This is a genomic window from Paraburkholderia tagetis, from assembly GCF_022213065.1.
Taxonomy (GTDB): Bacteria; Pseudomonadota; Gammaproteobacteria; order Burkholderiales; family Burkholderiaceae; genus Paraburkholderia; species Paraburkholderia tagetis.
The window spans coordinates 57,573-77,938 of sequence record NZ_JAKLJA010000033.1; the positions used below are offsets into that span (position 1 = coordinate 57,573).

The following is a 20,366-nucleotide window of genomic DNA, read 5'->3' on the forward strand; positions in this document are numbered from 1 at the left end:
GTCGATGCGCAGAAAGCGCGGTGAATACGAAGACAATAGCCCGGCAGCGCGCGGCGCGCTGCCGGAAAGATCGCCAATACGCGATGGCTTTTAAAAAGGAAAGGGCCCGGAGAAGAAATCCGGGCCCTTCATTCAAAACAGCGCTAGCTGGTCAACGACGTCGAAGATGGACCGCGACGCAGGGAGCGTTGCGATCGCCTCCTCGAACATGTCCGCGACGTCAGGTGCGTCGGCCCGCAGTTGTTCAAGCACCGCGACCCCGTCCGATTCGACCTCGTTGAGATCGTTCGCCGGCGGTGTGGCATCGACTGGGGGCAACACGGCAGTCTGGCCTTCAGGTGTGCCCTCAGGAGTGCCCATCAGTTCGCGCATCGCATCGAGCGCCTTGCGCGCACGCAGCCGGTGACTCCATCCCCCGAGCACGTGCGCGGGCGTGAACCAATGCCCCCAAACCTCCATTGATAGTGCGTTACCGTGCACCACGATCGCGGGGATGTTGAGCAACGACAACTGCAGATAGGCCATGTGAACACAGCAGGGGTCAATGTCGATGCAGGTTGCGTGCATCGTCTCCTGATAGTTCATGCCGGCATCGTGAAAAGCCTCGGCCGTTGCGATGACTATGCCACCCGCACCGCACGCCGGTTCATGAACGCGCTCGAATTCCCGCGAGCGTGCTGCATCAATCCTGCCTGCCATGAGGATCCCGGCCATGAGGTGCGAGACGTGATAAGGCGTGAAGAACTGGCCACTTCGCGCGTTACCGAGGTCGAGCATCATGTAGGTTTCGCCAAGTACATCGGTGAGCCCACCTCCCCGAACGCCGAGTTCGCGCCCCGCGGTCATCGCAGCGATCCGCACCTCGAACGACATCGTGAGTTCCGCAAGCATCTTCGGGAACCTCGCCACCTCTTCCGGCTTGTACTTCCCGACGATCTCGAGATAGCGCTTTTCCCGCGCGTCGAACTGCGCACGGTCGACGCTGTTGCTTATCGCCAGCGCAGCCAGCTCGATGAAATCGCGAAAGACCGTGTCGAGATGATGCCCATACGAAAATTCGTTAATCAAAGCAACAAGGCTGCGCTGATGTTCGTCAGCCGTCTTCTCGTGCTTTCGTTGTGCACTCTTGCTCATGCCCTACTCCAGAATGAAAGAGGGGCATGGCTCCCTGCGGGCGCGATGCCCCACAGGGATAAAGAGAAAAAACCGGCAGCGCCGGTTTGGTTCGATGCGTCGGAGACGCGGGTGATTTCGCTATCGTAAGTGGGAATCGTCGCAGGATGCCCGTGTAAAGAGCGCTGCTACGCATGAGCTTTCGCTCTGAGCGAGACGCCTCTTATCCACAGTTTCTGGTGGCAACTCTGTGGATAACAGGATTCGAAACAACCTGCCGGGCCGCTTTGGCGCCCATATCGGCGGGCTTTCCCGCCGCATGAGGCCTGGCGCGCGCCGGAGAATGAACGTGGGCGGGCAATCGGGCCACGCTCATGTCAGGAGATATCCATGCTGGATCTGAAGAAGCCGCGTGCGTGGGCAGGCTCGCTCGTTTTCGCTCTCTCGGCCGCGGCAACGGCGCTTGGCGTACTTTGGTTGCTTAGCTTGACCACAAGCCGTCAGCCTAACGTTGCGTGCATCGTCGCCGTCTCCCTTGCGGTCGGACTGGGGCTCGAAGCCATCCGGCGCGTGAAGGTTGCCGAACTACGTAGGAATGTCGCCAAAGCAGACGATCGCGCCGTCATGAAAATCACCATCAACGATATCGAAATCGGAGAGGTCCCGGAGCCACTCTTCGCCAACATGAAGCTTGTTGTCGCGAACGATGCGCGGAACTACGTCGCCCAGTTCAGTACGATCCTGGGATCGATATGGCGCCACACCGTCTTGACGCTTGCTGTCACGGCAGCGCTCCTCAGCGTCTATCTTGCGTGGCAATGGCTGGTTAATCCGGCTGACTCCGCCCGCGCTATTCTCAGCTTCATCGCCTCGACGGAGACTCACGGAGATCCGGTGCAGAGTCTCGCGAACCGGTTGCATCTAGTGGCAAGCAGCGTCGCAAGCATCTTTGCCATGCTCTATATGCTGCTCGGCTGCGTGAGGATGACGTTTGGCGCACCCCTCTCCGTCTCCGGCGCGTTTCATGCGGACCTTCAACGTCGCGTACGCCTGATTCTCGGTACTCCGTCGGAGGGTGCGATGTCGTTTCGTCGAGTACGGCTTCAGTAGCGCGTCCCTGTCCGTTTAGGCGCCTAAACGCTTAAACCCGGAATGATGCAGTTTTTGTGCAGCTTTCCGGCTGACAGTCGGTCGAAACGGGCGAGAAATTCGCTGGCTTTTCCCCCTTCATCTTGCTCCCAAGGCGCGACGATGGACCGATGTCCCCGACCGCCTTCACTTCCGGTGTTGCCTCGCTTCGCCTGCGCCGTGTCCGTTACCCGACGGACGCGGTAGCCCCCTGCGAAGGCGTAGTCACACAGCACGACGCGGACAACGAAATGGTGACCGTGCTCAACACCAACGATGGTTCTTTCTGGCACGGTCCGCAACGGCTGGTCGAAGTCGTGGCCTAGTCTGCTCGTGGCGCCTCATCTAGGAGAACCCTCTCATGTTCGACGTATCGTTCGACGGCGAGCGCGTGCCGCTCACCGAAGTGCAGGAACATCCAGCACGTTTCGCCCGCCGCCTTGAGCGCGCCAAGGTTGTCCCCGGCTTCGCACAGTGCCACTGCCGCACGGACGCGCCTCGCAAGCTCGTGATCCGCCGCTATGGCTACCTCTTTCATCTGGCCGGCTGGCCCGACGATGGCGTGCATCACGTCGAGGGTTGCGACTTCCGAAAAAAGCCGGGGACCACAACGCGCACTGGCAGCGACCGCACCGCGGCCATCATCACTGGCGCGGACGGTCTGAACGTGCGGCTGGATGCGTCGATGGTTCAGCGCGAAGTCTCGTCAGTTCCCCGATCACGCACTGGTGAGAGATCCTGTGGCACATCGCGACGATCCGCGCCGTTGCTTGCCTTTCTGCAGACGCTCTGGTCGAGCGCCGGCCTGACGTCATGGGCAGGATCAACGCCTGCGCGGGGCTGGGGCACAGTGAACTCGATGCTGCTCGCGGGACTTGGCGAGGACACGCGAATAAACGGGTCTCCGGCGCAGGGGGTGCTCTATGTGATGCGGCGATACGAGGAAAGCGAGCGAGACGCGATCAATGCGGAGTTCGACGATTTCCTCCGCTGCGTGACCAACGACGGAAAGGTATGACGGCGTGCGCTGATACTGGGAGAGATCGGCGAGATCGCCGACGCCCGGTTCGGCAAGTCGGTCACGTTGTGCCAGCGCAAGCTTCGGTACTTCGCGACGGCCGGACAGATGGAGCGGACCGCAAAGAAGTACCCACACGCCTGGCGCGGCATTGGTGAGGGCTCCGCGCGCGTCGTTGCCCTCCTTCTCGTCGAACGCACGACAAAAGGACATCTGCGCATTGTCGACCTTGCCTTGATGCTCTGTTCGGCGGCGTTCCTACCCTGCGACTCGATTCCCGAGGTGGCGATGGCCAATCGCCTCATCGCTGAACGCCGCACGTTCGAAAAACCAATCCGCGTGGCCGAAGGCGACGACATGTTGCCGGACTTCGTACTGCTCGACACACGCCCCGCGACGCACATCGAGGTCTACGGCATGAACGGCGTGGAGAGTTACGAGCGGCGCAAGACCGAAAAGCAGGCGCAGCGTCTCTCGCGTGGCATCCCGGCGGTCGAATGGAATGTAGACCGCGAAGAATTGGAAGAGGTCGTGCCGCCGTCTCCCGTCAAGCGTACTTGACTTGGTGCAGAACTGGTTAGGCTGGATACGTTACCCCCGGTCAGCCACGAGCGCCGGCCGCTACCTCGATCTATCTCTAACCGACGCGAGAAACAGCACAGTGAACGAAAGCACAATCGAATCAGACTTCAGCGAGGGCCGTGAACTCGCCCACCACGGAAATTTCCGGGACGGCCGCGTCGCCGACGTCGCCGCCATCGCACCCGCCACAACAGCGCAGCACGACGAGACGTGCAAATGCCGACGGCTTGGAGATTGGAAGGGTTTCCATCATCCGCTATGCGATAGAGCCTACGAAGACGAGGCCGCTGCACCCTCGCAGATTGGCGCGCCCCACGGCATCGATGCACCCCTGGAAACCGACCCGCTCCACGCATGCACACCTAAACCATCTCGACAACGAGCAGCACGATTGCTGGCGAAGATCGCGACCGCACGCCTCGATCTTCGGGAAATCTCACCCTCTAATGAACGAGCCGCCGTTTCGTCCTCACTGGACGAGGCCGAGCGCTTGGCACGTGAGGTCATCGAAATTCCCGTCCCAGATTCCGTGCGAGCCGCCCTTGAGCGGATGTGCACCCCTCTGGATCAGTCGTGGCTCTCCGGCGCAACGGCGCAGGCGGACGCCAATTGCATGAAAGTAATCCGGGAATACTTCCTCGGCAGCACGGAGGCGCGAGGCTAAAGATGGAAAACACAACGATCGAGTGGGCCGACCACACTTTCAATCCGTTTATTGGCTGCACCAAAGTCTCGCCCGGCTGCGACCATTGTTACGCCGAGCAGTTGATGGACAAACGCTTGCACAAGGTCGTGTGGGGCGCGGGCCAAGAACGTATCCGGACAAGCACCGCCACCTGGCGGGAACCTGTTCGGTGGAACGCACAGCATGCCGAATTCGTCGCAGCGCACGGCCGACGTCAACGCGTGTTCTGCGCCTCGCTCGCGGATGTGTTCGACAACGAAGTGCCCGAAGCCTGGCGTGCTGACCTGTTCGACCTGATCGACCGCACACCCAATCTCGACTGGCTGTTGCTCACGAAGCGCGTCGGCAACGTGATGCGGATGATCAACGAGACGGCGACGCGCCAGTTCGACCTCGAACGTCTGCACGAACCGCGGCTGCCGGACAACGTCTGGATCGGGCCAACAATGATCAATCGCGACGAAATGTTCCGCGACGCGGACAAGCTTCTCGCGGTACCGGCACGCGTGCGCTTCTGGAGCGTCGAGCCAATGCTCGGCGACCTTGGAGAGATTCCTCTACACCTCATGCCGGATTGGGTCATTTGCGGCGGCGAAAGCGGCCCCCATGCCCGGCCGATGCATCCCGACTGGGTCCGCGATTTCCGCGATCAGTGCGCAAAGGCAGACGTTGCATTTCTGTTCAAACAGTGGGGCGAGTGGGCCCCCGGAGAGAACTGCGGAGGCCATGCAATGCGAGACGCCCGAACCGCGGAGTGGCTCGGAAACGGGTGGCACTTCGACGCGACGACGTCGACAGTCGCCGAATGCTTGCGCCACGACGACACACTGAAGCTTTATCGGTACGGCAAGAAGCTCGCCGGCAGGAAGCTCGACGGCCGTACATACGACGATTTCCCAAAAACTTCCGGGTCACTTACGGACAGCCTGGCTTGACAGGACCGCGAGACTTAGACTCCAAGGTGCGCTCCGATAATATCGCCAACGGTTATCGTACCTATCATCGTGGCATGACGTGCGATCGCTGCAGGTCATATGCCCTGCTACTCGACGAGAAGATATGGCCGACGTCGGCAGAGATCGCGAAGGCCATGAACGTCCCCGCGTCCCGCGTGTACAACGCACGGTCGATCGCCAAGATGCCGGAGGCGCTCGCCGATCTTTTCGGCCGAGAGAAAATCGCGCCCAGACTCGCCCGGACCTTGGAACATCTCCTCAACTTTGCGGGAGAGGCGCAGCTGATGGACCGCGCAGCGCTCGTACCTGAACACTCTAGCGTCGATGACAAGCTTACGGTTCTCGCCTACGGCACGCTTCCCCAGAGATCTGACGCAGTTCAGGTGAAGTTGGTTAATGAAGGCACAGCCATCCAGATCGAGGCGCATACGCTGGAGCTACTACTTTTGAGACCCTATCTAGAGCTCTTTCTTAAGCCGCCCTCCATCAAATCGTGAGGGCTGCGTCCCGAGTTGCGGCCCTTGCACCGCTCACCTTGCGGAATTGAAAACTGGCGTTGCGTGGATAATGACCGCTTATCATTCCACCACTCTCTCGCCATGTACGAGCAGCTGATTCCCTGCGACCACTGCGGCGGCCGCCCAACTGTCGGTCGCTCCCAACGTCTGGTCTGCAAGCTCCCGAACCCGCAGTACGACTACACCGAGTGGGGCCGCATGTCCGGCCCCCCACGCATTGGCGACCGGCTGCCGCGTCCGCGAGAGGTCCCGAAGACCGAACCTCTCGTCTGTATCTATTGCGCGGACTGCGGAATGCAAACGCCGTGGGAAGCAACTGGCCGCGATGAGAAGGCTGCGATGGACCGGTGCGGCGCGGTCTGGAACAGACGGCTGGCGCGTCCAGAAGCCGAGAAGACCGACGTACAGCGCCTCGTGGAGCGCGAGATCGGCGCCGCCGATATCCCCGCTGTCCTCGACCTGCTTTCGCGCACCGATGGCAACTGGGAAGAGATGGGGCCAATGTTTTCGATGATCGCCCGCCGCCTCGTGGACGCCACTGTTGTCACGTTTGACTCGTGGCCGATCGACCCGGTGCTCAACGACGCGGCACGCTGGCGAAAACTCATCCAGCTGGCCAAATGGGTAGAGATGGAGGGGGAACGCTACGTGCAGTTTCCGAAGATCTATTCACCCGCCGAGCACGACGAGATGCTCTTCGAGGATCGCATCGCGACAGCCGTCGATTCGATGCCCGATCGCGATCGCTGGTAGCGTTTGCGACGAACAAAAAATACCGGCCGCGTAGGCCGGTTCAAGGGGTTCTGGGTGTTTGCTTCAAGGGGACCAGAACCTGAGAGACACGACTTCATTGTGCCTCGCCGCCATGCCCCCTGTTGCCCCGTATCGTTGGTTCTTGAGTGCTCATTCGACGCGCCCCCGGATCGCATCGAGGCACTGCCATCATATCCACGCGTTTTCGCGCATCGGTGCGTCGCCCAATATTTCTCCAGACAAATAGCGGTTACGCAGTGCCAAGCAACCGATAAAGCGCTTGCCGCGAAATCCCTAGCGCCTTCGCAGCGTGTGTCTTGTTTCCTCCAGCGGCCTCGAGCGCCTTCGCCGCCTCCTCGACGCTCGGCGACTGCTTTGCCAGTCTCTCCTGCCGTGCGAACGTCGAGAGGTAGGCATTTGCCTTGGTCACTCGGCTGTGGCCCGCAGCCTCGACAACCCGCCGCATCGCCTCTTCGTGCAACGCGGGATCGGGACGCGTCCCCGCAAGCTTGACCGGTGCCGGAGCGCCGCTCACCTTCTCATAGAGTTCCTGCAGGTATTGATGCCGCAGTCCATGGCTCGTCACGCCCAGCCCCTTCTTGTTGACCCCGTGCTTTCGTAGCAACGTCTTGTATCTATCGCCCCATTGCTTCAGCGTACGATCCGCCGGAATCGTTGAGCCTGTCATCGGATTCGCCAACCGCGCCGCCTCCTCGAGCACCGCGATCTTTTCCTCAATCGGGACTTCGCGGTCACGGCCGCCCTTCGTGCCGCGCGTGACGCCAAGAAACTCCGCATCCCTCACCGCCTCGGCAGGCCTGAGAAGGAAACTTTCCTGGACCCTCAATCCAAACGCCGCCTGCAGCCTCAGTTGCACGGCCACGCGCGGACACGTCGTCGCAATCTCGGCGATCTTTTCCGTGGCGTTGATTCCGTTGCCTGACCATGACTTGTCAACTTCGGCCACGTACGAACGGACCAGCCCCTTTGCCTTTCGATCCACGTAGTCCGCGAGCGTGCCAACCAGGTGGTCTTTCTTCATCCAGTCGGCCAGCGTGCGCAGATACGTCAGCTTGTTCTCGATTGTCCCCCCGCTCTGCTTCGCATCGACCCAGCGTCGAACCAGCCATTCGACATGCTTGCGCTGCAACCTCCATGGTGTTGTCAGAGCGAACCCACCTTCACGCAACTCGACCAACGCGCCGCACATCGCGCGTACCCGATGCTCCTGCGTCTTGATCGAGAGTGCCTTCCCGCTGACGCGCGTCGGGCTATGAACCGTCGCCACGCGCTCGTCGAACAGGTCTATCAGCGCCTGTGCAACCCTGGGCGTTAGCCGGTACCCACGCACCACGGCGCGCACATTCAGTATCGCCGCCATCATTCCTCCGTTGCCGTTGCGCTCCGCGCGAACCCGCGCAGACCGTTTTCGCCAGTCGGTGCTGCCCGATGCCCCTGCCTGACATCCTTGCGGCCGCACCCACTGGGCCGTTGCTTCTCGCCGCCGTGCGGCTTCGCCGATACCCCGGCGCGGGGTTTGTTGCCTTCCTTGCCTTTAGCGATTCCATCCGATCAGCCCGACGCACGGAAGAGATGCGTTCCGACTGTCCACCTTGCTGCGGCACGGGCCGGATCGCGCTCCGCGCAAATCCGTTCCCGCGAATACTGCCTGTGATGCATTGCCGCCTGCTGTGGCTACCCGACCGGCCGAAGACGCGTTGCCGCGCCTGGACACCACACAGCGCCTTCCGGCGTGCGGGTGCCCGAGCCAACTGCCGGGCAATTCCTGTTGCGCACTTTTGGTTACGGCTGCGCGGACCGTTCTATCTTCCGTACAGGGAGGCGCGAAACACTGGCGTGGCCAGCGCGCAGGCTCTCCCCCGTTCCGAAGCACGTTCATCTCCGCCGCAGTGTGTCGGGCTTCGTGAACGCACCCAGCGCTGTGGGCTGAAGGAACGTGTGTATGGCGCACGAGAAAGGGGCGCGCGAACTGTCCAACTGTCCGCTCCCACTTTTTCTCATTGCGCCGCATTCCGGCGGACACCCGCCGATCGTATGGATATCGCACTGTCCAGTGGTCCTCAGAGTGGGCCAGGGTGGACTTGATCTGATTGAAAAAAAAGCCGCGTCACGATGGCACGCGGACAGTCTTGAGAAGGGATGCCCTCACGGGCGGGGGATGTTGGCCGAGATGGCCGGAGACAGGACGCACGAAGTGCCTTGCACTTCAGGTCGATGCGCCAGTGGCGCGACAGGTACTGACAAGGATAGGCGCTCCATGCAATCGCGCGCGATCAAAAGATGACCTGTTCCCGCGCGCTTTTGGAAACTTGACTTCCCACTGCGCTCGATAGACTGAACTCAGCAACATGCCATTTCAAACTGGACTCCACAGCCTTTTGAGATCCCGGATGAAGTCGGACTTCATGTCTAACTTTGCCGTTCACCCGATTCGTTCTAACCAGGAAACATAGACACATGAAAACTGCAGTCTTCGCTATCGACGTTGGCTACGGCAACACCAAATACGCACACCGCGCAGCGAGCGGCACGGTCGCGACGGGCATGTTTCCGTCACTCGCTCCGCTCGCTGCAACCCACTCGCTCTCTGGATTTGGTGAAGGCGTTCTCGCATCGCGAAAGGTGGTCACTATCAAGATTAACGGGATTAACTATGAAGTTGGCCCCGACGTTTCGCTGAGTGCTGCCTATGGCAAGACAGGCCGTGCTCTCGCCGACGACTACGTGATGACCGACAACTATGCCGCGCTACTTTTCGGCGCTATCCATTTTGCTGGCGTCACGCAGATCGACCGTCTGGTACTTGGCCTGCCCGTGCACAACATGAAGAAGTATTCGGCCGCGCTGAAGGAGCGCTTTATTGGTGCACACGATTTCGGCGCCGGTCGAGTGGTCGTCGAGCGGGTCGTCGTGATCCCCCAGCCGCTAGGCTCACTCGTCTTTGCGGCAAGTACGCGTGGCGACAGCTTCAATCGCGATGACGCGCATCTCGTCATCGATGTTGGCTATTTCACGACCGACTGGGTCTATGCGAACGGTTTCGCAATGGACGACACGCGCAGCGGCGGTATGCCTGGCGGCGCATCACAGATCTATCAGCGCATTGCGCGTCTGATCTCCGTGGACGAAGACGATAACGTGACTGAGATTGAGCTTATCGACAAGGCGCTGCGCGAACACAAGCCTTTCCTTCTCTACGGAAAGGACGTCGATCTCTCGCCTTATCTCGAGAAGGCCAGTCCGATCGTTACCGACGTCGTGAAGGAAATGCAGAACAGCGTCGGTCACTTGCGGAACGTGCGATCGATCATCCTCTCCGGCGGTGGCGCGGGACTGTATGCGTCCGTGATCCGGCATGCGTTCCCTCGCATTGTGATCGAGGTGATCGATTCCCCGTGCACGGCCAACGCGAGAGGTTTCCTGCTTGTTGGCGAACGCCTTGCAAGCGAGCGCCGCGTAGCATGAGCGACAAGATCGAGATGACCGTGACGGTCAATCCACTTGTCTCGCCGAAGCTCTACCAGCGCCTTCGCGCATGTAGCTCGCCTCGCGAGCGCGCAATCGTTTTCCGCGCGCTCGCAGAAGCCCGGCTATGGGACGAGACGATGGGCAATGCTCAACCCGTAGAGCGTGGCGCCCCAGACCATCGAGAGGCGTCCTACATGCCGGTGACCAGCAGGCAGGAGCGCCCAGTTCAGCGGGAAGCCACTCAATCGCACCCCACGGCGGCAACGTCCGCCGCGATCGCGTCCCGCAGCCCGACTGCGCCCGCTACAACGGGAAGCGAGGCGGCGGAATCGTTGGAAGCGTTCCAGACTGTGCGGTCGGCCGACTTCGACGATTCGGGCTCGGCGTTCAACGACGCGCTCGGCGACAACTTCGCCCAGTTTGAATAAGCGAGGGGAGATTTGCCGCGCCCTGTCCCTTCGGCCTGCTGGCGAACAGGGCCGCGGGGACAGCGGACGGAGGGATCGGCGCACCGCGACTTGACTTCGGAATGGGCGTGTCATGATGAATTCAGATGCCGGTGCAACTTCCTGCACCCGCGCGTAAATCCAAAGGAGCAGTTGACATGGAATACGAACGCCTCTTCGCCATCCTCCACGGCCAACGCCTGGACGAGCCCCTCACCTGGGTCTATATCTGCGCTCTGATCGCGGTCGCCGTCGCCGGTTGGATGTTTGGCGGTGTGCTGTTTGACGGCGCTCACAACGTTGGAGACGAGTAATGAACCGGATCGAAAACGCGTGGTCGACTTTCATGCTGTGGCATTGGCTCGCGCGTCGCGCTGCCGTCGCCCTCGCCTGCTACGCGCTGGCCATGTTCGGAGTGTGGCTCTATGCCGAAGGTTTGCAGGACGTGGGCAAGTTTCTCTTCACCGGTGGCAGCATCGGCTTCGGCTGGGCTGTTGGTTTCTTCTTCGCCGCGCGCACGGCCATCTCGCTGCTTTTCCGATGCCGGCGCATGTTCCTTTAGGTGCGACGGTTCGTATGGACGAAAAAAAAAGGCGGCCCACGTGTGGGCCGCCTTTGTTTCTAGCGTTGTATTCATTGCACAGGGTTCGTCTGCACGAGCGTGAGACGTCTCGTGCAGAAGTCAAATGCCTCATCGAACGGCTGATCGCGGCAGACCGTCTTGCAGCTGCTGCGATCGAACACGTCGTACCCAGTTGCGGCTGACTTCAGCACCGGCTGGTGACCGTTTGCTGCGCCGTTGGTCGCTACGATCGTGAACTTGTTGCCGACCTTCATTTGAAAAAAGCTCATTTCTGCCTCGATAGAAAAGAGCCCGACGGTCCATCCCCGGCGGGGACGAATCCCCACCGGGCAGGTTCAAGAAAAAACCGGACGAGCCGGTGTCAATCAGATGGCCAGTGCAACACGCGGTGCGTGACAGGCCTGCATTGCGAGCGGTACTGATGCATGCGCTGCGATCCAGCGCGATTTCCACTGATCCGCGAAGTCAGTGCCGCGAAGCTTCGGTCGATGCGGCACGACCGTGTAGCCTTCAGCACGCAACCGCTTTGCGAGCACGAGGCCAGCGCTCACGCCCGGCGACTGGCGCGTCCTGGGATCGATGTCATCGAAGTCCATGAAGATGTGCACGACCTTGATGCCGAGACCTTCCGGGACAACGAACTTCGAGAGCAGGACGCGGTTCAGGCAATTCCACACCGGCACGCCAGACTCCATGTGTGCGCCGTAGACCGTCTCCAGCCCCTCGCCCACACCGATCTCTCCGTCGACGGGAGACATCAAACGCACTGCGCCGCCCGCGAGCGGGTTGAGCGTCATGTCGTTGAGCTTTGCATCGAGGATCTCGCCATCCGGCGACACGATCGTGGCCTTCGCAGGTTTGACCGGATCGAGGAAGGTGCGATGCAAGGTGCCGAGACGCCCATCGGGTAGCTCGAAACGCGCCACGATTGCCGGCCACTTTCCGAGCAGCTTCTTTTCATGCCGATACTCGAGCATGCCAAGACGCAGCGCCGGCGACGGTCCTGCCGACAGGCCAGGCACGCGTTCCTGCAGATATCGCATTGAAAGATCGCCCACAGCCTGCCCCCGCGCGCTATCCCAAATGCCATCCAGCCGCCTCGCGACAAATGCAGGATCGGCCTTGCGCTTGGGTGCTGGCGCCGCTGTGTTGAGCGGTGCACGCGACGATGGCGGTGACCCGCCGTCGAGCTGGCACATCAGTCGATACAACCCCATGCGGTTCGCACGAGCGATCAGCTGAAGGCCATCGCCTGCCATCGGGTAGCCCTCGTTGCACTTTCGGCACACCCAGTCGCCGCGGCCGCTCTTGTTGTCATAGGTGAAACGGTCATCTCCTCCGCATACCGGACAGGCGCTTGCCTTGCCAGTCAGGCAGTCGGCGGAAATGCCGTAACTCATCAAGGTCGAAATCCACGCTTCCGGGGAGAGCGCGAATTCCTTCAGCTTGCGTTGCAGCCACTCGTACTTCTCGGGTGGCAGCCCGCGTCCAGACGTACTCATATAGTCACTCTCCATTGTTGGAAGTGGGTTGGGTCAGTGCCTGAGACAGGCGCGAAAACGCTTGCTCAAAGGAGCGGCCCGCGCGAGGACGAGCGACTCTTTTGAACACGTTTCAGGTTTTCGAGAAGACGAGCGCGCGATGCGCGGAGACAGCAGAAGGGATGTGTTACGCAGCGCACCCGAAGGTGCGCCACGAAACATCAGGTGAGGATTTGCGGGAGTCGCAGTTCCGTATGGTGAGCCCTTACGGGATCAGATGGCAGCCCACGCCGCTCGTGCATAGGGTTTGCAGAACGGAATATCATCGTCCATCTCGTCGAAGCCTCCGCCGGCCGGCGCACGCGTTCCCGCACCGCCTCCCGCGGAGGACTGCGGAGGTCGCGCGCGCGTGCCTACGCTGGAGGCTGCACGCGGCGAACCGGCGCCAGCGTTGCCCGCATTGCGTGGCGGCCGTGCCGCTTCGTGCGATTCAAAGCCGCCGTCGTCACCACCAGGCTCGCGACGCTCGCCACCGTTGCGGCCGCCGAGCATCTGCATCTGGTCGGCAACGATCTCCGTCGAGTAACGGTCGGTGCCGTCCTGAGCCTGCCACTTACGCGTGCGGATGCGCCCTTCGATGTACACCGACGAGCCCTTCTTCAGGTATTCCGCAACGATCTCGGCCAGGCGCCCAAAGAACGAGACGCGGTGCCACTCAGTCATTTCCTTGAACTCGCCCGACGCCTTGTCCTTGTAGCGGTCGGTGGTTGCGAGTCGGATGTTGGCCACAGCGTCGCCGCTGGGCAGATAACGCACTTCCGGCTCCGCGCCGAGATTGCCGACGAGGATCACCTTGTTTACTGATGCCATTTTGTCACTCCTATTTACGTGTAATCGACCAGAGCCACTTGTCCCAGAGGACCTGCTGGCCGTTTTTCATGATCGGGCGGCCACCATCGGTGAACGCCGGTACCTTGATTTTTTCGAGCCGCCGAACCGAAACGGAATCGCCAACGCGGCAGCCACTTTGCGCAATCGCGTCCTTCAGGCCTTCGCCCTGGAGCGTGCGCTCGCCCATCGCCGTTTCAATGTGCATTGCGAACGACGTGTAGAACGGCTTGCCCGTCGGTTTGCGGCTCGGAAACTTCTCCTCGCCCCAGCCGAGCACCTTGCCAGTCGTCGCAGCACGGCTATCGTCACCACGTTGCACGTGCTCTCTCGCGGCGCGGCGACGAACCGGAACATGCTGCGTCTCGTCCTGGTTCTGAAATTCCTGTGCCGCCGGAATGACTTCGTCGTGCTGCACTGGCAGGGAAGTGGCTGGTCCGCCGTACCCACGGATCGCTGTCGCGATCGCTTCCTTGAGCGGAGCGCAGTGTTCGCGAAAGAGCGACCAGTGCGGCGCGAGCTCGGGAAGGATCTTCGTGCCGAACCGCGTGTCGCATGGCGTCTCCTCGAACGCAGGCCGGAACTGCGCAACGCAGTCGCCCTCGTCAACGAAGAGATGCAAGACGCCACCGATCGTGACGAACGTCTCGTTGGGAGCGCCCTGCCCAATCTCACGCGCCTGCACGCTCGGTTGGGGCTCACTCGGGGCGACCGGTGCAGACGCCACATGCGACGCCTGCGTCACGGTAGACCGACCGGGAAAGAGGTCTGCGAATGCGCGGAAGAGGTAGGTTGCGGCCATCAGTGCGCCTCCTCCATCGGTTTGCGGAAGTACTTGCCGCGCACCTGTTTCAAATCGTGAGCAAGAAGTGGGGTGTCGAGAATCACCTGCTGCAGCGTGTCGGGATCTATCCCGTTCACGCGGCAAACGTGCTCGTACGACAACGCGCCGTCCCAATCGCCCATGATCCAGCCGAGCGTCGCCTCGTAGTCGTCGACATCGAAGCGAACATTGCGCAGGCGCTCGCTCAGAAGGGTCGCGCAGTCCATCAGTGATTCGGGCATGCGATCGCCGCGGCGACTGTCGCGCGCGAGCGAGATCAGTGCATCGATCATCGCGTCACGCACGGACGCGCTCCAGAGTTTTGGATGCGGAAGAGGGTCAGGTTTAGGTGGAACGACGAGTACCGGAGAGGCCTCGCCGAAGATATCAAGCTGCCAGGCAGCGACTTCTGCTTTCATGGATTGCTCCGGTGAAGCCGGGCAATCTCATACCCGTAGCCGGGAATGGATTCCCGGCGTGGGCAAGGGGTCGCCGCGGCGAGGCCGCGGCGGAAGGGTCTGACAGGGGCCTTAGTCGGTCCCGGTCTTCTTCAGGGGGATAACGACGGCCGACTTGGCGTACTGCCGCGTCGGAGCCGTCTGAACAGAAGCGGCAGCAGGCGCCACTACGGAAGCGCCCTTCTGTACTTCCGGCTGCGGCTGCTCGCGCGCCTTGTCAGCGGCTTCGCGTGCAGCTTCACGTTCGGCCGCCTCGAGGGCTTTCGCCTTCTTGTGGAGCCAACGTACGCCGAGACCAGCGAGGAAGAGGCTGACGAAAAACGAAGTCGCCGCCAGATACACGATGAGACACAAGGCGAGCACTTTGCCCGGGGACTTGAGCACATCCTTGATCAAAACATCCAGCATTTTTCTCTCCAGAAAAATTGACGCACCAGGGGATAGCCAGGCATGGCCTGGGATTTCGATGCTCATGTCGAGCAGGGAAACCGACGCGTAGCGCGTTCGCCGTGGCCCGTAGCCGGACCACCGCGAACGGACTCGCGAGACGGTATGCAAAAGGAGTGGGCCGCACGAGGACCGTGCTGCAGTTCGATGCGTGCTGGACGCGGGGGATACGTTCAGGCTAACGGACCGGCCGCAGCTGCGCGCGACCGAATGATCGCGATTTCTGGTGGGCTTACGTTTTGGCTATTCGACCGTTTAGGCGCCTAAACGCTTAAACCCGGAATGGTGCAGTTTTTGTGCAGCTTTTCGGACTTAGCCGAGCGGCTAATCCCGCGCGTCGGCGAAACTTGACTTCGTTTCTTACCTGGCAGACTGGACTCAATGACATCTCACGGAGTCCATATGTCCGGCATCTTCGCTTTCCTCGCCATCGGCTATCTCGGCTGGAAGTTCATCGGGCGGGCACAACGCACCGGCGCGCCGCGTGTACGCCGTTCCAAGACAGATGAAACTGGTCTCACGCGAGCTCATGCGCGCGGCGAAGCGGGTGAGGCACGCACACATGCTGAACTGCGACGGGTACTCACAGCCCTGTGCGGGTCCGATTTTTACCTACATGACGGTGCCGTGCTTCTCAATCACGCGCCCGGCACTGCGTTTCCGACCGCTGAGATCGACCATCTCGCCGTCACTCCTTTCGGCCTCTTCGTGATCGAGACAAAGAACTGGAGTGGCTTCATTGAACCCGGGGCAGATTCCAGCGAACTGGTGCGCGTGGTTTCGGATGGCAACCGCGAATCGCGCAAATCGCCTCTCGCACAAAACCGAACGAAGGTGGCGTTTCTGAACGCGAAGCTTCCCAAAGTATGGACCATCGAGGGGCTGGGTGTATTCGCTGCACCAGACTGCAATCTCCATCCCGACCTGCCGCCGACGCTCATTCACATCAACGAGCTTTCGCATTGCTTGCGACTAAAACGCCACAAATTCAGGCTTTCTGGCGAGAAACCGGTCACCGTTAGTACTGCCTGGAAAGCAATTATGCTGAATGCATCGGTTGACGAGAAAAACCTAGCGGAACACTACCAGCGAGTGCGGGTTAACCCTAAAGTTACTTTTAAAATTGCCGTATGAATAGACGCGCTCTTAAGCAAAAGCTGCATGTTTTTCATCATCTTTCGCCGGACCGCCGCCGGAATGGACGCGTACGCTAGGCCTGTACCTGCGCGCGCAAAACGAGTCCATGGCGGCGCAAACCAACAGCGCTCCATAAACACGCACGGAAATTAAGACCCATGAGCAACAACAAAAAGCCACCAGTCGATTCCTCGTTCGATCCGAGCATCCCTGAGGACGAGAACAACAAGTCATCCGGTGGTTCCCTGTTCGATCCGTCCATCCCCGAAGACGGTGTAGCGCTCCCGGACGACGAAAGCGAGATCGGCGGCGACATCTACAACAGCCATTTGCCCTCGACTGCGGATATCGCCATCGCGGCTCGCGAAGCGTTTACCGACAAGCTCCCCGAAGAGGCCATCCAGAACGTTATTCATGCCAGTGCCGAGATCAACGATTCGGTGCGTCGGGTCATGCACGAACACATGAATCTCGGATTCAAGTTCGGCGAGGTCATTCGTTACGTCCAGACGTTCTACGCCACGACCTTCGGCAATTCCCCCAAAACCAGAGAACGGGCAACCAGAGATGCAATTGCGTATCTCGAGAGCCTTCACCGCATCTCGAAAGGCAAGATCCTTCTGCACCTGAAGGCCTACGCGCGATTCAACGAGAACGCTGACGCCGTGGAATTTTTGCGCCTCACCGATATGCAGTACCTGCTCGCCAGCGATGTTGGTGACGACATCGTCGAGCAGATCATCGAGAAGAGGAAGGAGGACCCGGAAATGTCCACGCGCGCAGCCCGGGACCTGATCGCGCTCCTTCGCCAACAGCGCGACCGTATCGAGGCAGACAAGGAAGAACTGGCATCCGTCAATGACGAGTACGCCGGGCTGATGGAGCAATTCAACTCCGCGACCAGCGAAACCAATCGCCTGAAACAGGAGATCGAACGGCTACGTCTTAACCAGAAAACGGCACAGGACGCCACCGATCGCCTTCGCAACGAGCTCACTCTGAGCAGCCAGAGCGCCAGCGCGCTACACCAGGAGCTTCACTCCACGCAAGCGCAACTCGACGTGGCGCGCCGTGAGAACGGCGATCTGCGTGCGCGCAAACCCGACATGCAAGACCCACAGGTGAAGCAAGACCTCAAGCGCATGGAGGATCTCTATGACGAACTGCGAGAGAAAAAACGCGAACTCGACGCGGAGCTCGAGGAAAAGTCGAAGCGGCGCGCTCAGCTCGAAGCGGAACTCGAGGAAGGTACGGCTGCGGTCGAAGCTGCACGACGGCTGGACGAAGAAATGAGCGCGCTCGTGAAGGAGTTTAGTGCTTTCGCCCAACGCTACAACAGCGCTCAGCTTCTTTGCACTGCGGACGGCAACCCGGCGCGCTTCCGGCCGCTTTTTCAGGCACTTGGCGACCTCGTCGGTAAGTTCCATATCGAGATCACCGCCGCATTGAAGGCTGCATAACCCGCAAAGAGTTCCGCGTGTGTGGCCACACCGAGTGGCCGCGCGAGAGACACCGAAAAATATAAGAAGTGGAAAAAATGAGTACAGAACCGAATCACGTCAAGACCGTCGATGACTACAAGGCCATCGAGCGGCTTTACCTTCCCCGATGGATCGCCGAGAAAATCCGGACTATCAACTACGATCTGGTCGATCACATGAGGGAGGTCCTGATCTCCAACCCGGTGTTCAACGCTATCTATCGCGTCGAGGTCAAGGAAATCGATCACCTGCGTCGCAACCACAAGTCGCTGGGAACCCTCCTCGCCGCGCCCTTTCTCATGCTCTCGCCGTCCCTGCATACCGTTGAGGACTGGCGCTGCTTCGTCGATGCGACTCCGACGACGCGCGCAGTGGACGAACTGCTGCGCAAGATGCCTGCGGAGCGTGGCGGGCTGACCACACAGGCGATCCAGCTTCACAACCGCCAGTTCGTCGACGTCATCCGGTCTGTGGCAAACACGAGCATCCTGAGTGCCCCGTTGCTCGGCATGACCCCGGACCTCGCCCGATACTTGGGCGATCTGCCGGGATACAAACTGCGCACAGCGCTCGAGCGCATCCGCGACCTTCCGCTTTTCCAGTGGCGCTTCACCACGCCAGCGTTCTGGTTCGAGTTCACGGCGAACGACCTCCTTTACGACCAGGTCGCTCACCACATCATGTCCACGACACCGTTTCGCGCCGGCGAGCTTCCGCACACCGCGAACTGGGCCGACTTGCGCCTCGGCCGAGAAACACACGAAATGTACGCGGCGGCACTAATGGCGCACGGATGCCGTGCCAGCACCGCTGCAACGCTCTTTCGCCTGCCGCAAAGCAAGACCCGCCAGATGTACATGGCAATTCATGGCAAACCGTCGCCCTGCGGCAATCTGCCCAACTCGCTGCAGTGGTTCGTTGAGAAGCCCCAGCACCGCCTGCACTCAACGGTCTTCATCTGGCTCTACCGTTCCGCGTTGAACATGGGCGCGAATACGCCCCAGGCTCTGATCGCCGCCGCCGACCTCTACAACCAACTGTTTCCCTCGGGACTGCTCGCCACCGATCGCGGCTACAACCTGACGCGGGCGATGGCGGCAGATGCGCGACTCTCGATCGCACCTTGTCGCGAGTGCACCACGCACTACATCGTGTCCAACAACGAATCGAAGATCGAAATGCGCAACAGCTTCACCTGCCCGTCATGTAGCGACACCCTCGTGGGTCGCGTGCGCCTTCCCAAAGGAGCGTGAATGCAAGGTCACGAGCTACCCGCCGGCCTTGTGGTCTTCAGCGCCGATGGCAAGGCGCAGTTCGGTTGGCAGAACCCTGAAACCGGTGCGTACTACGCCGAAGATGACGGGCACTGCATCGTTGACGCGGTCGGCGGCGTGCCGTGGCCCGCCGGCTCGATGCACTAACTGGAGTCTGCGATGGATGATCTCGCGTGGATGGTTCGCGACAGCACGTCGGCCTGGCTTCGCGGATACGGCGACCTGCGCTTCGACCAGTATGAGAGCTTCTATCGCAAGGCGCGCAAAGCGGACGGTTCGCCTGGCGACCTCGAACAGATCAACGAGGAATATGCTCAATGGATCGAGGAGCGCCCTAGCAGGATGCTTTCACTGCTTAACCGCCCGGTGTGTGCGCACGCACTCATCGCCTTCACGGTGGTCTGGATAGCCGGACAGGCGGTTCCCCACCTCGCTGGTATCGCGCCGAAGTCGACGGGGGGCCTTTTGGTCGCTGCATTCATCGCGCTGCGTGTTTTCCACCGAAAGCGCCGCAAGCGCGCCTGATCGACTCATTTCGCATAGAAACCCGCCTCACAGGCGGGCTTCTTCAGTTTTCCCTTAAAGAACTTCCCAATTCTTACCGTTAGCGCTACGGTGTGCCCCGCTTTCGCCACGGGAACTTGACTTCCGTCCCGGCCTGGCAAACTGGTATCAGGCTCGCGCGAGGGGCGCAGCTAAACCACCAAGGACCTTGAAAAATGAAGAAGAACATCACCACGCTCACCGCGATCTCTTTCGCAGCCGCATTGACTCTTGCCGCTTGCGGCGGCGGCGGCGGCGGCGGCGGCGGCGGCAGCAACAGCGGTAGCAGCAGCAACAGCGGCGGCACTTCGTCGTCCGGTGGTACGTCGAGTTCGGGCAGCCAAACAGTCACAGGCACGCAAACGACGCCGCAATACGCAGCTAACACCGCGCAACTTGCGATGTTTAACCAGGTGAACGCCTACCGGCAGCAATGCGGTTTCTGCATATTCCACGCGTACTCGAGCGCGAATTCCACGGCGACCCGAGCACCGATTCCACGATGACCCGAGCGCGAATTCCACGCACACCCGAGCGCGAATTCCACGCGTAAGCGAGCAGTA

Annotated in this window: 24 protein-coding genes and 1 pseudogene; 17 read left to right on the plus strand and 8 right to left on the minus strand. The window is 60.8% G+C overall.

Annotation, left to right across the window (positions count from 1 at the left end):
* Positions 1-132: 132 nt before the first annotated feature.
* A complete protein-coding gene (locus L5014_RS28670) occupies positions 133-1,134 on the minus strand; it encodes an N-6 DNA methylase (RefSeq protein ID WP_238467175.1) in 1,002 nt (333 codons plus the stop codon).
* Between the two features lie 369 nt (positions 1,135-1,503).
* Here L5014_RS28670 and L5014_RS28675 point away from each other — a divergent pair, with 369 nt between their 5' ends.
* The 7 genes and pseudogenes from L5014_RS28675 to L5014_RS28705 all read left to right on the plus strand — a co-directional run bounded on the left by L5014_RS28675 (position 1,504) and on the right by L5014_RS28705 (position 6,753).
* The gene (locus L5014_RS28675) at positions 1,504-2,223 is read left to right on the plus strand and encodes a hypothetical protein (protein WP_238467176.1); all 720 of its coding nucleotides are present in this window, start codon (positions 1,504-1,506) and stop codon (positions 2,221-2,223) included.
* A 149-nt stretch (positions 2,224-2,372) separates the two neighbouring features.
* Entirely contained in the window at positions 2,373-2,567 is a 195-nt protein-coding gene (locus tag L5014_RS28680) for a hypothetical protein (RefSeq protein ID WP_238467177.1), read from the plus strand.
* A 35-nt stretch (positions 2,568-2,602) separates the two neighbouring features.
* Positions 2,603-3,820 (plus strand): annotated as a pseudogene (locus tag L5014_RS28685) (DUF1173 family protein).
* Between the two features lie 100 nt (positions 3,821-3,920).
* Positions 3,921-4,505, plus strand: a complete 585-nt coding sequence (locus tag L5014_RS28690; protein WP_238467178.1) for a hypothetical protein — start codon at positions 3,921-3,923, stop codon at positions 4,503-4,505.
* 2 nt (positions 4,506-4,507) lie between these two features.
* Positions 4,508-5,461: a phage Gp37/Gp68 family protein gene (locus L5014_RS28695; RefSeq protein ID WP_238467179.1), complete on the plus strand. Its 954-nt coding sequence runs from the start codon at positions 4,508-4,510 to the stop codon at positions 5,459-5,461.
* Positions 5,462-5,616: 155 nt separating this feature from the next.
* Entirely contained in the window at positions 5,617-5,979 is a 363-nt protein-coding gene (locus tag L5014_RS28700) for a hypothetical protein (protein ID WP_238467180.1), read from the plus strand.
* A gap of 102 nt (positions 5,980-6,081) precedes the next feature.
* Positions 6,082-6,753: a Lar family restriction alleviation protein gene (locus tag L5014_RS28705; RefSeq protein WP_238467181.1), complete on the plus strand. Its 672-nt coding sequence runs from the start codon at positions 6,082-6,084 to the stop codon at positions 6,751-6,753.
* Positions 6,754-7,003: 250 nt separating this feature from the next.
* Here L5014_RS28705 and L5014_RS28710 read toward each other — a convergent pair whose 3' ends face one another.
* The gene (locus L5014_RS28710) at positions 7,004-8,134 is read right to left on the minus strand and encodes an integrase domain-containing protein (protein ID WP_238467202.1); all 1,131 of its coding nucleotides are present in this window, start codon (positions 8,132-8,134) and stop codon (positions 7,004-7,006) included.
* Between the two features lie 1,097 nt (positions 8,135-9,231).
* Between L5014_RS28710 and L5014_RS28715 the strand changes: the two genes are divergently transcribed.
* From L5014_RS28715 to L5014_RS28730, 4 genes are all read left to right on the plus strand, one after another.
* Positions 9,232-10,239, plus strand: coding sequence for a PRTRC system protein D (locus tag L5014_RS28715; protein ID WP_238467203.1), 1,008 nt, complete (start codon positions 9,232-9,234; stop codon positions 10,237-10,239).
* A complete protein-coding gene (locus L5014_RS28720) occupies positions 10,236-10,670 on the plus strand; it encodes a hypothetical protein (RefSeq protein ID WP_238467182.1) in 435 nt (144 codons plus the stop codon). Before L5014_RS28715 ends, L5014_RS28720 begins: the two co-directional genes overlap by 4 nt.
* A 176-nt stretch (positions 10,671-10,846) precedes the next feature.
* Positions 10,847-11,002, plus strand: a complete 156-nt coding sequence (locus L5014_RS28725) for a hypothetical protein (protein WP_238467183.1) — start codon at positions 10,847-10,849, stop codon at positions 11,000-11,002.
* On the plus strand, positions 11,002-11,250 hold the full coding sequence (locus tag L5014_RS28730; RefSeq protein ID WP_238467184.1) for a hypothetical protein: 249 nt from the start codon (positions 11,002-11,004) through the stop codon (positions 11,248-11,250). The genes L5014_RS28725 and L5014_RS28730 overlap by 1 nt, the downstream gene beginning before the upstream one ends.
* Positions 11,251-11,321: 71 nt before the next feature.
* Here L5014_RS28730 and L5014_RS28735 read toward each other — a convergent pair whose 3' ends face one another.
* The 6 genes from L5014_RS28735 to L5014_RS28760 all read right to left on the minus strand — a co-directional run bounded on the left by L5014_RS28735 (position 11,322) and on the right by L5014_RS28760 (position 15,395).
* Positions 11,322-11,540: a hypothetical protein gene (locus L5014_RS28735; RefSeq protein ID WP_238467185.1), complete on the minus strand. Its 219-nt coding sequence runs from the start codon at positions 11,538-11,540 to the stop codon at positions 11,322-11,324.
* A 96-nt stretch (positions 11,541-11,636) separates the two neighbouring features.
* On the minus strand, positions 11,637-12,773 hold the full coding sequence (locus L5014_RS28740; RefSeq protein WP_238467186.1) for a primase-helicase zinc-binding domain-containing protein: 1,137 nt from the start codon (positions 12,771-12,773) through the stop codon (positions 11,637-11,639).
* A gap of 252 nt (positions 12,774-13,025) precedes the next feature.
* On the minus strand, positions 13,026-13,622 hold the full coding sequence (locus tag L5014_RS28745; RefSeq protein ID WP_238467187.1) for a single-stranded DNA-binding protein: 597 nt from the start codon (positions 13,620-13,622) through the stop codon (positions 13,026-13,028).
* A 10-nt stretch (positions 13,623-13,632) separates the two neighbouring features.
* Positions 13,633-14,442, minus strand: coding sequence for a hypothetical protein (locus tag L5014_RS28750; RefSeq protein ID WP_238467188.1), 810 nt, complete (start codon positions 14,440-14,442; stop codon positions 13,633-13,635).
* Positions 14,442-14,882 (minus strand): hypothetical protein, encoded by a 441-nt coding sequence (locus tag L5014_RS28755; RefSeq protein WP_238467189.1) that lies wholly within the window; start codon positions 14,880-14,882, stop codon positions 14,442-14,444. The genes L5014_RS28750 and L5014_RS28755 overlap by 1 nt, the downstream gene beginning before the upstream one ends.
* Before the next feature lie 111 nt (positions 14,883-14,993).
* The gene (locus L5014_RS28760) at positions 14,994-15,395 is read right to left on the minus strand and encodes a hypothetical protein (protein WP_238467190.1); all 402 of its coding nucleotides are present in this window, start codon (positions 15,393-15,395) and stop codon (positions 14,994-14,996) included.
* A 375-nt stretch (positions 15,396-15,770) separates the two neighbouring features.
* Between L5014_RS28760 and L5014_RS28765 the strand changes: the two genes are divergently transcribed.
* The 6 genes from L5014_RS28765 (at position 15,771) to L5014_RS28790 (ending at position 20,309) form a co-directional block, all read left to right on the plus strand.
* Positions 15,771-16,502: a nuclease-related domain-containing protein gene (locus L5014_RS28765; RefSeq protein ID WP_238467191.1), complete on the plus strand. Its 732-nt coding sequence runs from the start codon at positions 15,771-15,773 to the stop codon at positions 16,500-16,502.
* A 161-nt stretch (positions 16,503-16,663) separates the two neighbouring features.
* Positions 16,664-17,965 (plus strand): coiled-coil domain-containing protein, encoded by a 1,302-nt coding sequence (locus tag L5014_RS28770; RefSeq protein ID WP_238467192.1) that lies wholly within the window; start codon positions 16,664-16,666, stop codon positions 17,963-17,965.
* A 77-nt stretch (positions 17,966-18,042) separates the two neighbouring features.
* Entirely contained in the window at positions 18,043-19,239 is a 1,197-nt protein-coding gene (locus tag L5014_RS28775) for a FlhC family transcriptional regulator (protein WP_238467204.1), read from the plus strand.
* Positions 19,240-19,407, plus strand: a complete 168-nt coding sequence (locus tag L5014_RS28780; RefSeq protein ID WP_238467193.1) for a hypothetical protein — start codon at positions 19,240-19,242, stop codon at positions 19,405-19,407. It begins immediately after the preceding gene.
* Positions 19,408-19,419: 12 nt separating this feature from the next.
* A complete protein-coding gene (locus L5014_RS28785) occupies positions 19,420-19,785 on the plus strand; it encodes a hypothetical protein (protein WP_238467194.1) in 366 nt (121 codons plus the stop codon).
* Positions 19,786-19,979: 194 nt separating this feature from the next.
* Positions 19,980-20,309 (plus strand): hypothetical protein, encoded by a 330-nt coding sequence (locus L5014_RS28790; protein ID WP_238467195.1) that lies wholly within the window; start codon positions 19,980-19,982, stop codon positions 20,307-20,309.
* The last annotated feature ends 57 nt before the right edge of the window (positions 20,310-20,366 follow it).

Bases quoted from the DNA above. Each gene is read 5' to 3' on its own strand.
- L5014_RS28670 (WP_238467175.1), bottom strand. From the start codon at position 1,134: ATGAGCAAGAGTGCACAACGAAAGCACGAGAAGACGGCTGACGAACAT.
- L5014_RS28710 (WP_238467202.1), bottom strand. From the start codon at position 8,134: ATGGCGGCGATACTGAATGTGCGCGCCGTGGTGCGTGGGTACCGGCTA.
- L5014_RS28740 (WP_238467186.1), bottom strand. From the start codon at position 12,773: ATGAGTACGTCTGGACGCGGGCTGCCACCCGAGAAGTACGAGTGGCTG.
- L5014_RS28770 (WP_238467192.1), top strand. From the start codon at position 16,664: ATGAGCAACAACAAAAAGCCACCAGTCGATTCCTCGTTCGATCCGAGC.
- L5014_RS28745 (WP_238467187.1), bottom strand. From the start codon at position 13,622: ATGGCATCAGTAAACAAGGTGATCCTCGTCGGCAATCTCGGCGCGGAG.
- L5014_RS28775 (WP_238467204.1), top strand. From the start codon at position 18,043: ATGAGTACAGAACCGAATCACGTCAAGACCGTCGATGACTACAAGGCC.
- L5014_RS28700 (WP_238467180.1), top strand. From the start codon at position 5,617: ATGAACGTCCCCGCGTCCCGCGTGTACAACGCACGGTCGATCGCCAAG.
- L5014_RS28780 (WP_238467193.1), top strand. From the start codon at position 19,240: ATGCAAGGTCACGAGCTACCCGCCGGCCTTGTGGTCTTCAGCGCCGAT.
- L5014_RS28735 (WP_238467185.1), bottom strand. From the start codon at position 11,540: ATGAGCTTTTTTCAAATGAAGGTCGGCAACAAGTTCACGATCGTAGCG.
- L5014_RS28680 (WP_238467177.1), top strand. From the start codon at position 2,373: ATGTCCCCGACCGCCTTCACTTCCGGTGTTGCCTCGCTTCGCCTGCGC.
- L5014_RS28715 (WP_238467203.1), top strand. From the start codon at position 9,232: ATGAAAACTGCAGTCTTCGCTATCGACGTTGGCTACGGCAACACCAAA.
- L5014_RS28765 (WP_238467191.1), top strand. From the start codon at position 15,771: ATGTCCGGCATCTTCGCTTTCCTCGCCATCGGCTATCTCGGCTGGAAG.
- L5014_RS28730 (WP_238467184.1), top strand. From the start codon at position 11,002: ATGAACCGGATCGAAAACGCGTGGTCGACTTTCATGCTGTGGCATTGG.
- L5014_RS28720 (WP_238467182.1), top strand. From the start codon at position 10,236: ATGAGCGACAAGATCGAGATGACCGTGACGGTCAATCCACTTGTCTCG.
- L5014_RS28760 (WP_238467190.1), bottom strand. From the start codon at position 15,395: ATGAGCATCGAAATCCCAGGCCATGCCTGGCTATCCCCTGGTGCGTCA.
- L5014_RS28790 (WP_238467195.1), top strand. From the start codon at position 19,980: ATGAAGAAGAACATCACCACGCTCACCGCGATCTCTTTCGCAGCCGCA.
- L5014_RS28755 (WP_238467189.1), bottom strand. From the start codon at position 14,882: ATGAAAGCAGAAGTCGCTGCCTGGCAGCTTGATATCTTCGGCGAGGCC.
- L5014_RS28705 (WP_238467181.1), top strand. From the start codon at position 6,082: ATGTACGAGCAGCTGATTCCCTGCGACCACTGCGGCGGCCGCCCAACT.
- L5014_RS28725 (WP_238467183.1), top strand. From the start codon at position 10,847: ATGGAATACGAACGCCTCTTCGCCATCCTCCACGGCCAACGCCTGGAC.
- L5014_RS28675 (WP_238467176.1), top strand. From the start codon at position 1,504: ATGCTGGATCTGAAGAAGCCGCGTGCGTGGGCAGGCTCGCTCGTTTTC.
- L5014_RS28750 (WP_238467188.1), bottom strand. From the start codon at position 14,442: ATGGCCGCAACCTACCTCTTCCGCGCATTCGCAGACCTCTTTCCCGGT.
- L5014_RS28695 (WP_238467179.1), top strand. From the start codon at position 4,508: ATGGAAAACACAACGATCGAGTGGGCCGACCACACTTTCAATCCGTTT.
- L5014_RS28785 (WP_238467194.1), top strand. From the start codon at position 19,420: ATGGATGATCTCGCGTGGATGGTTCGCGACAGCACGTCGGCCTGGCTT.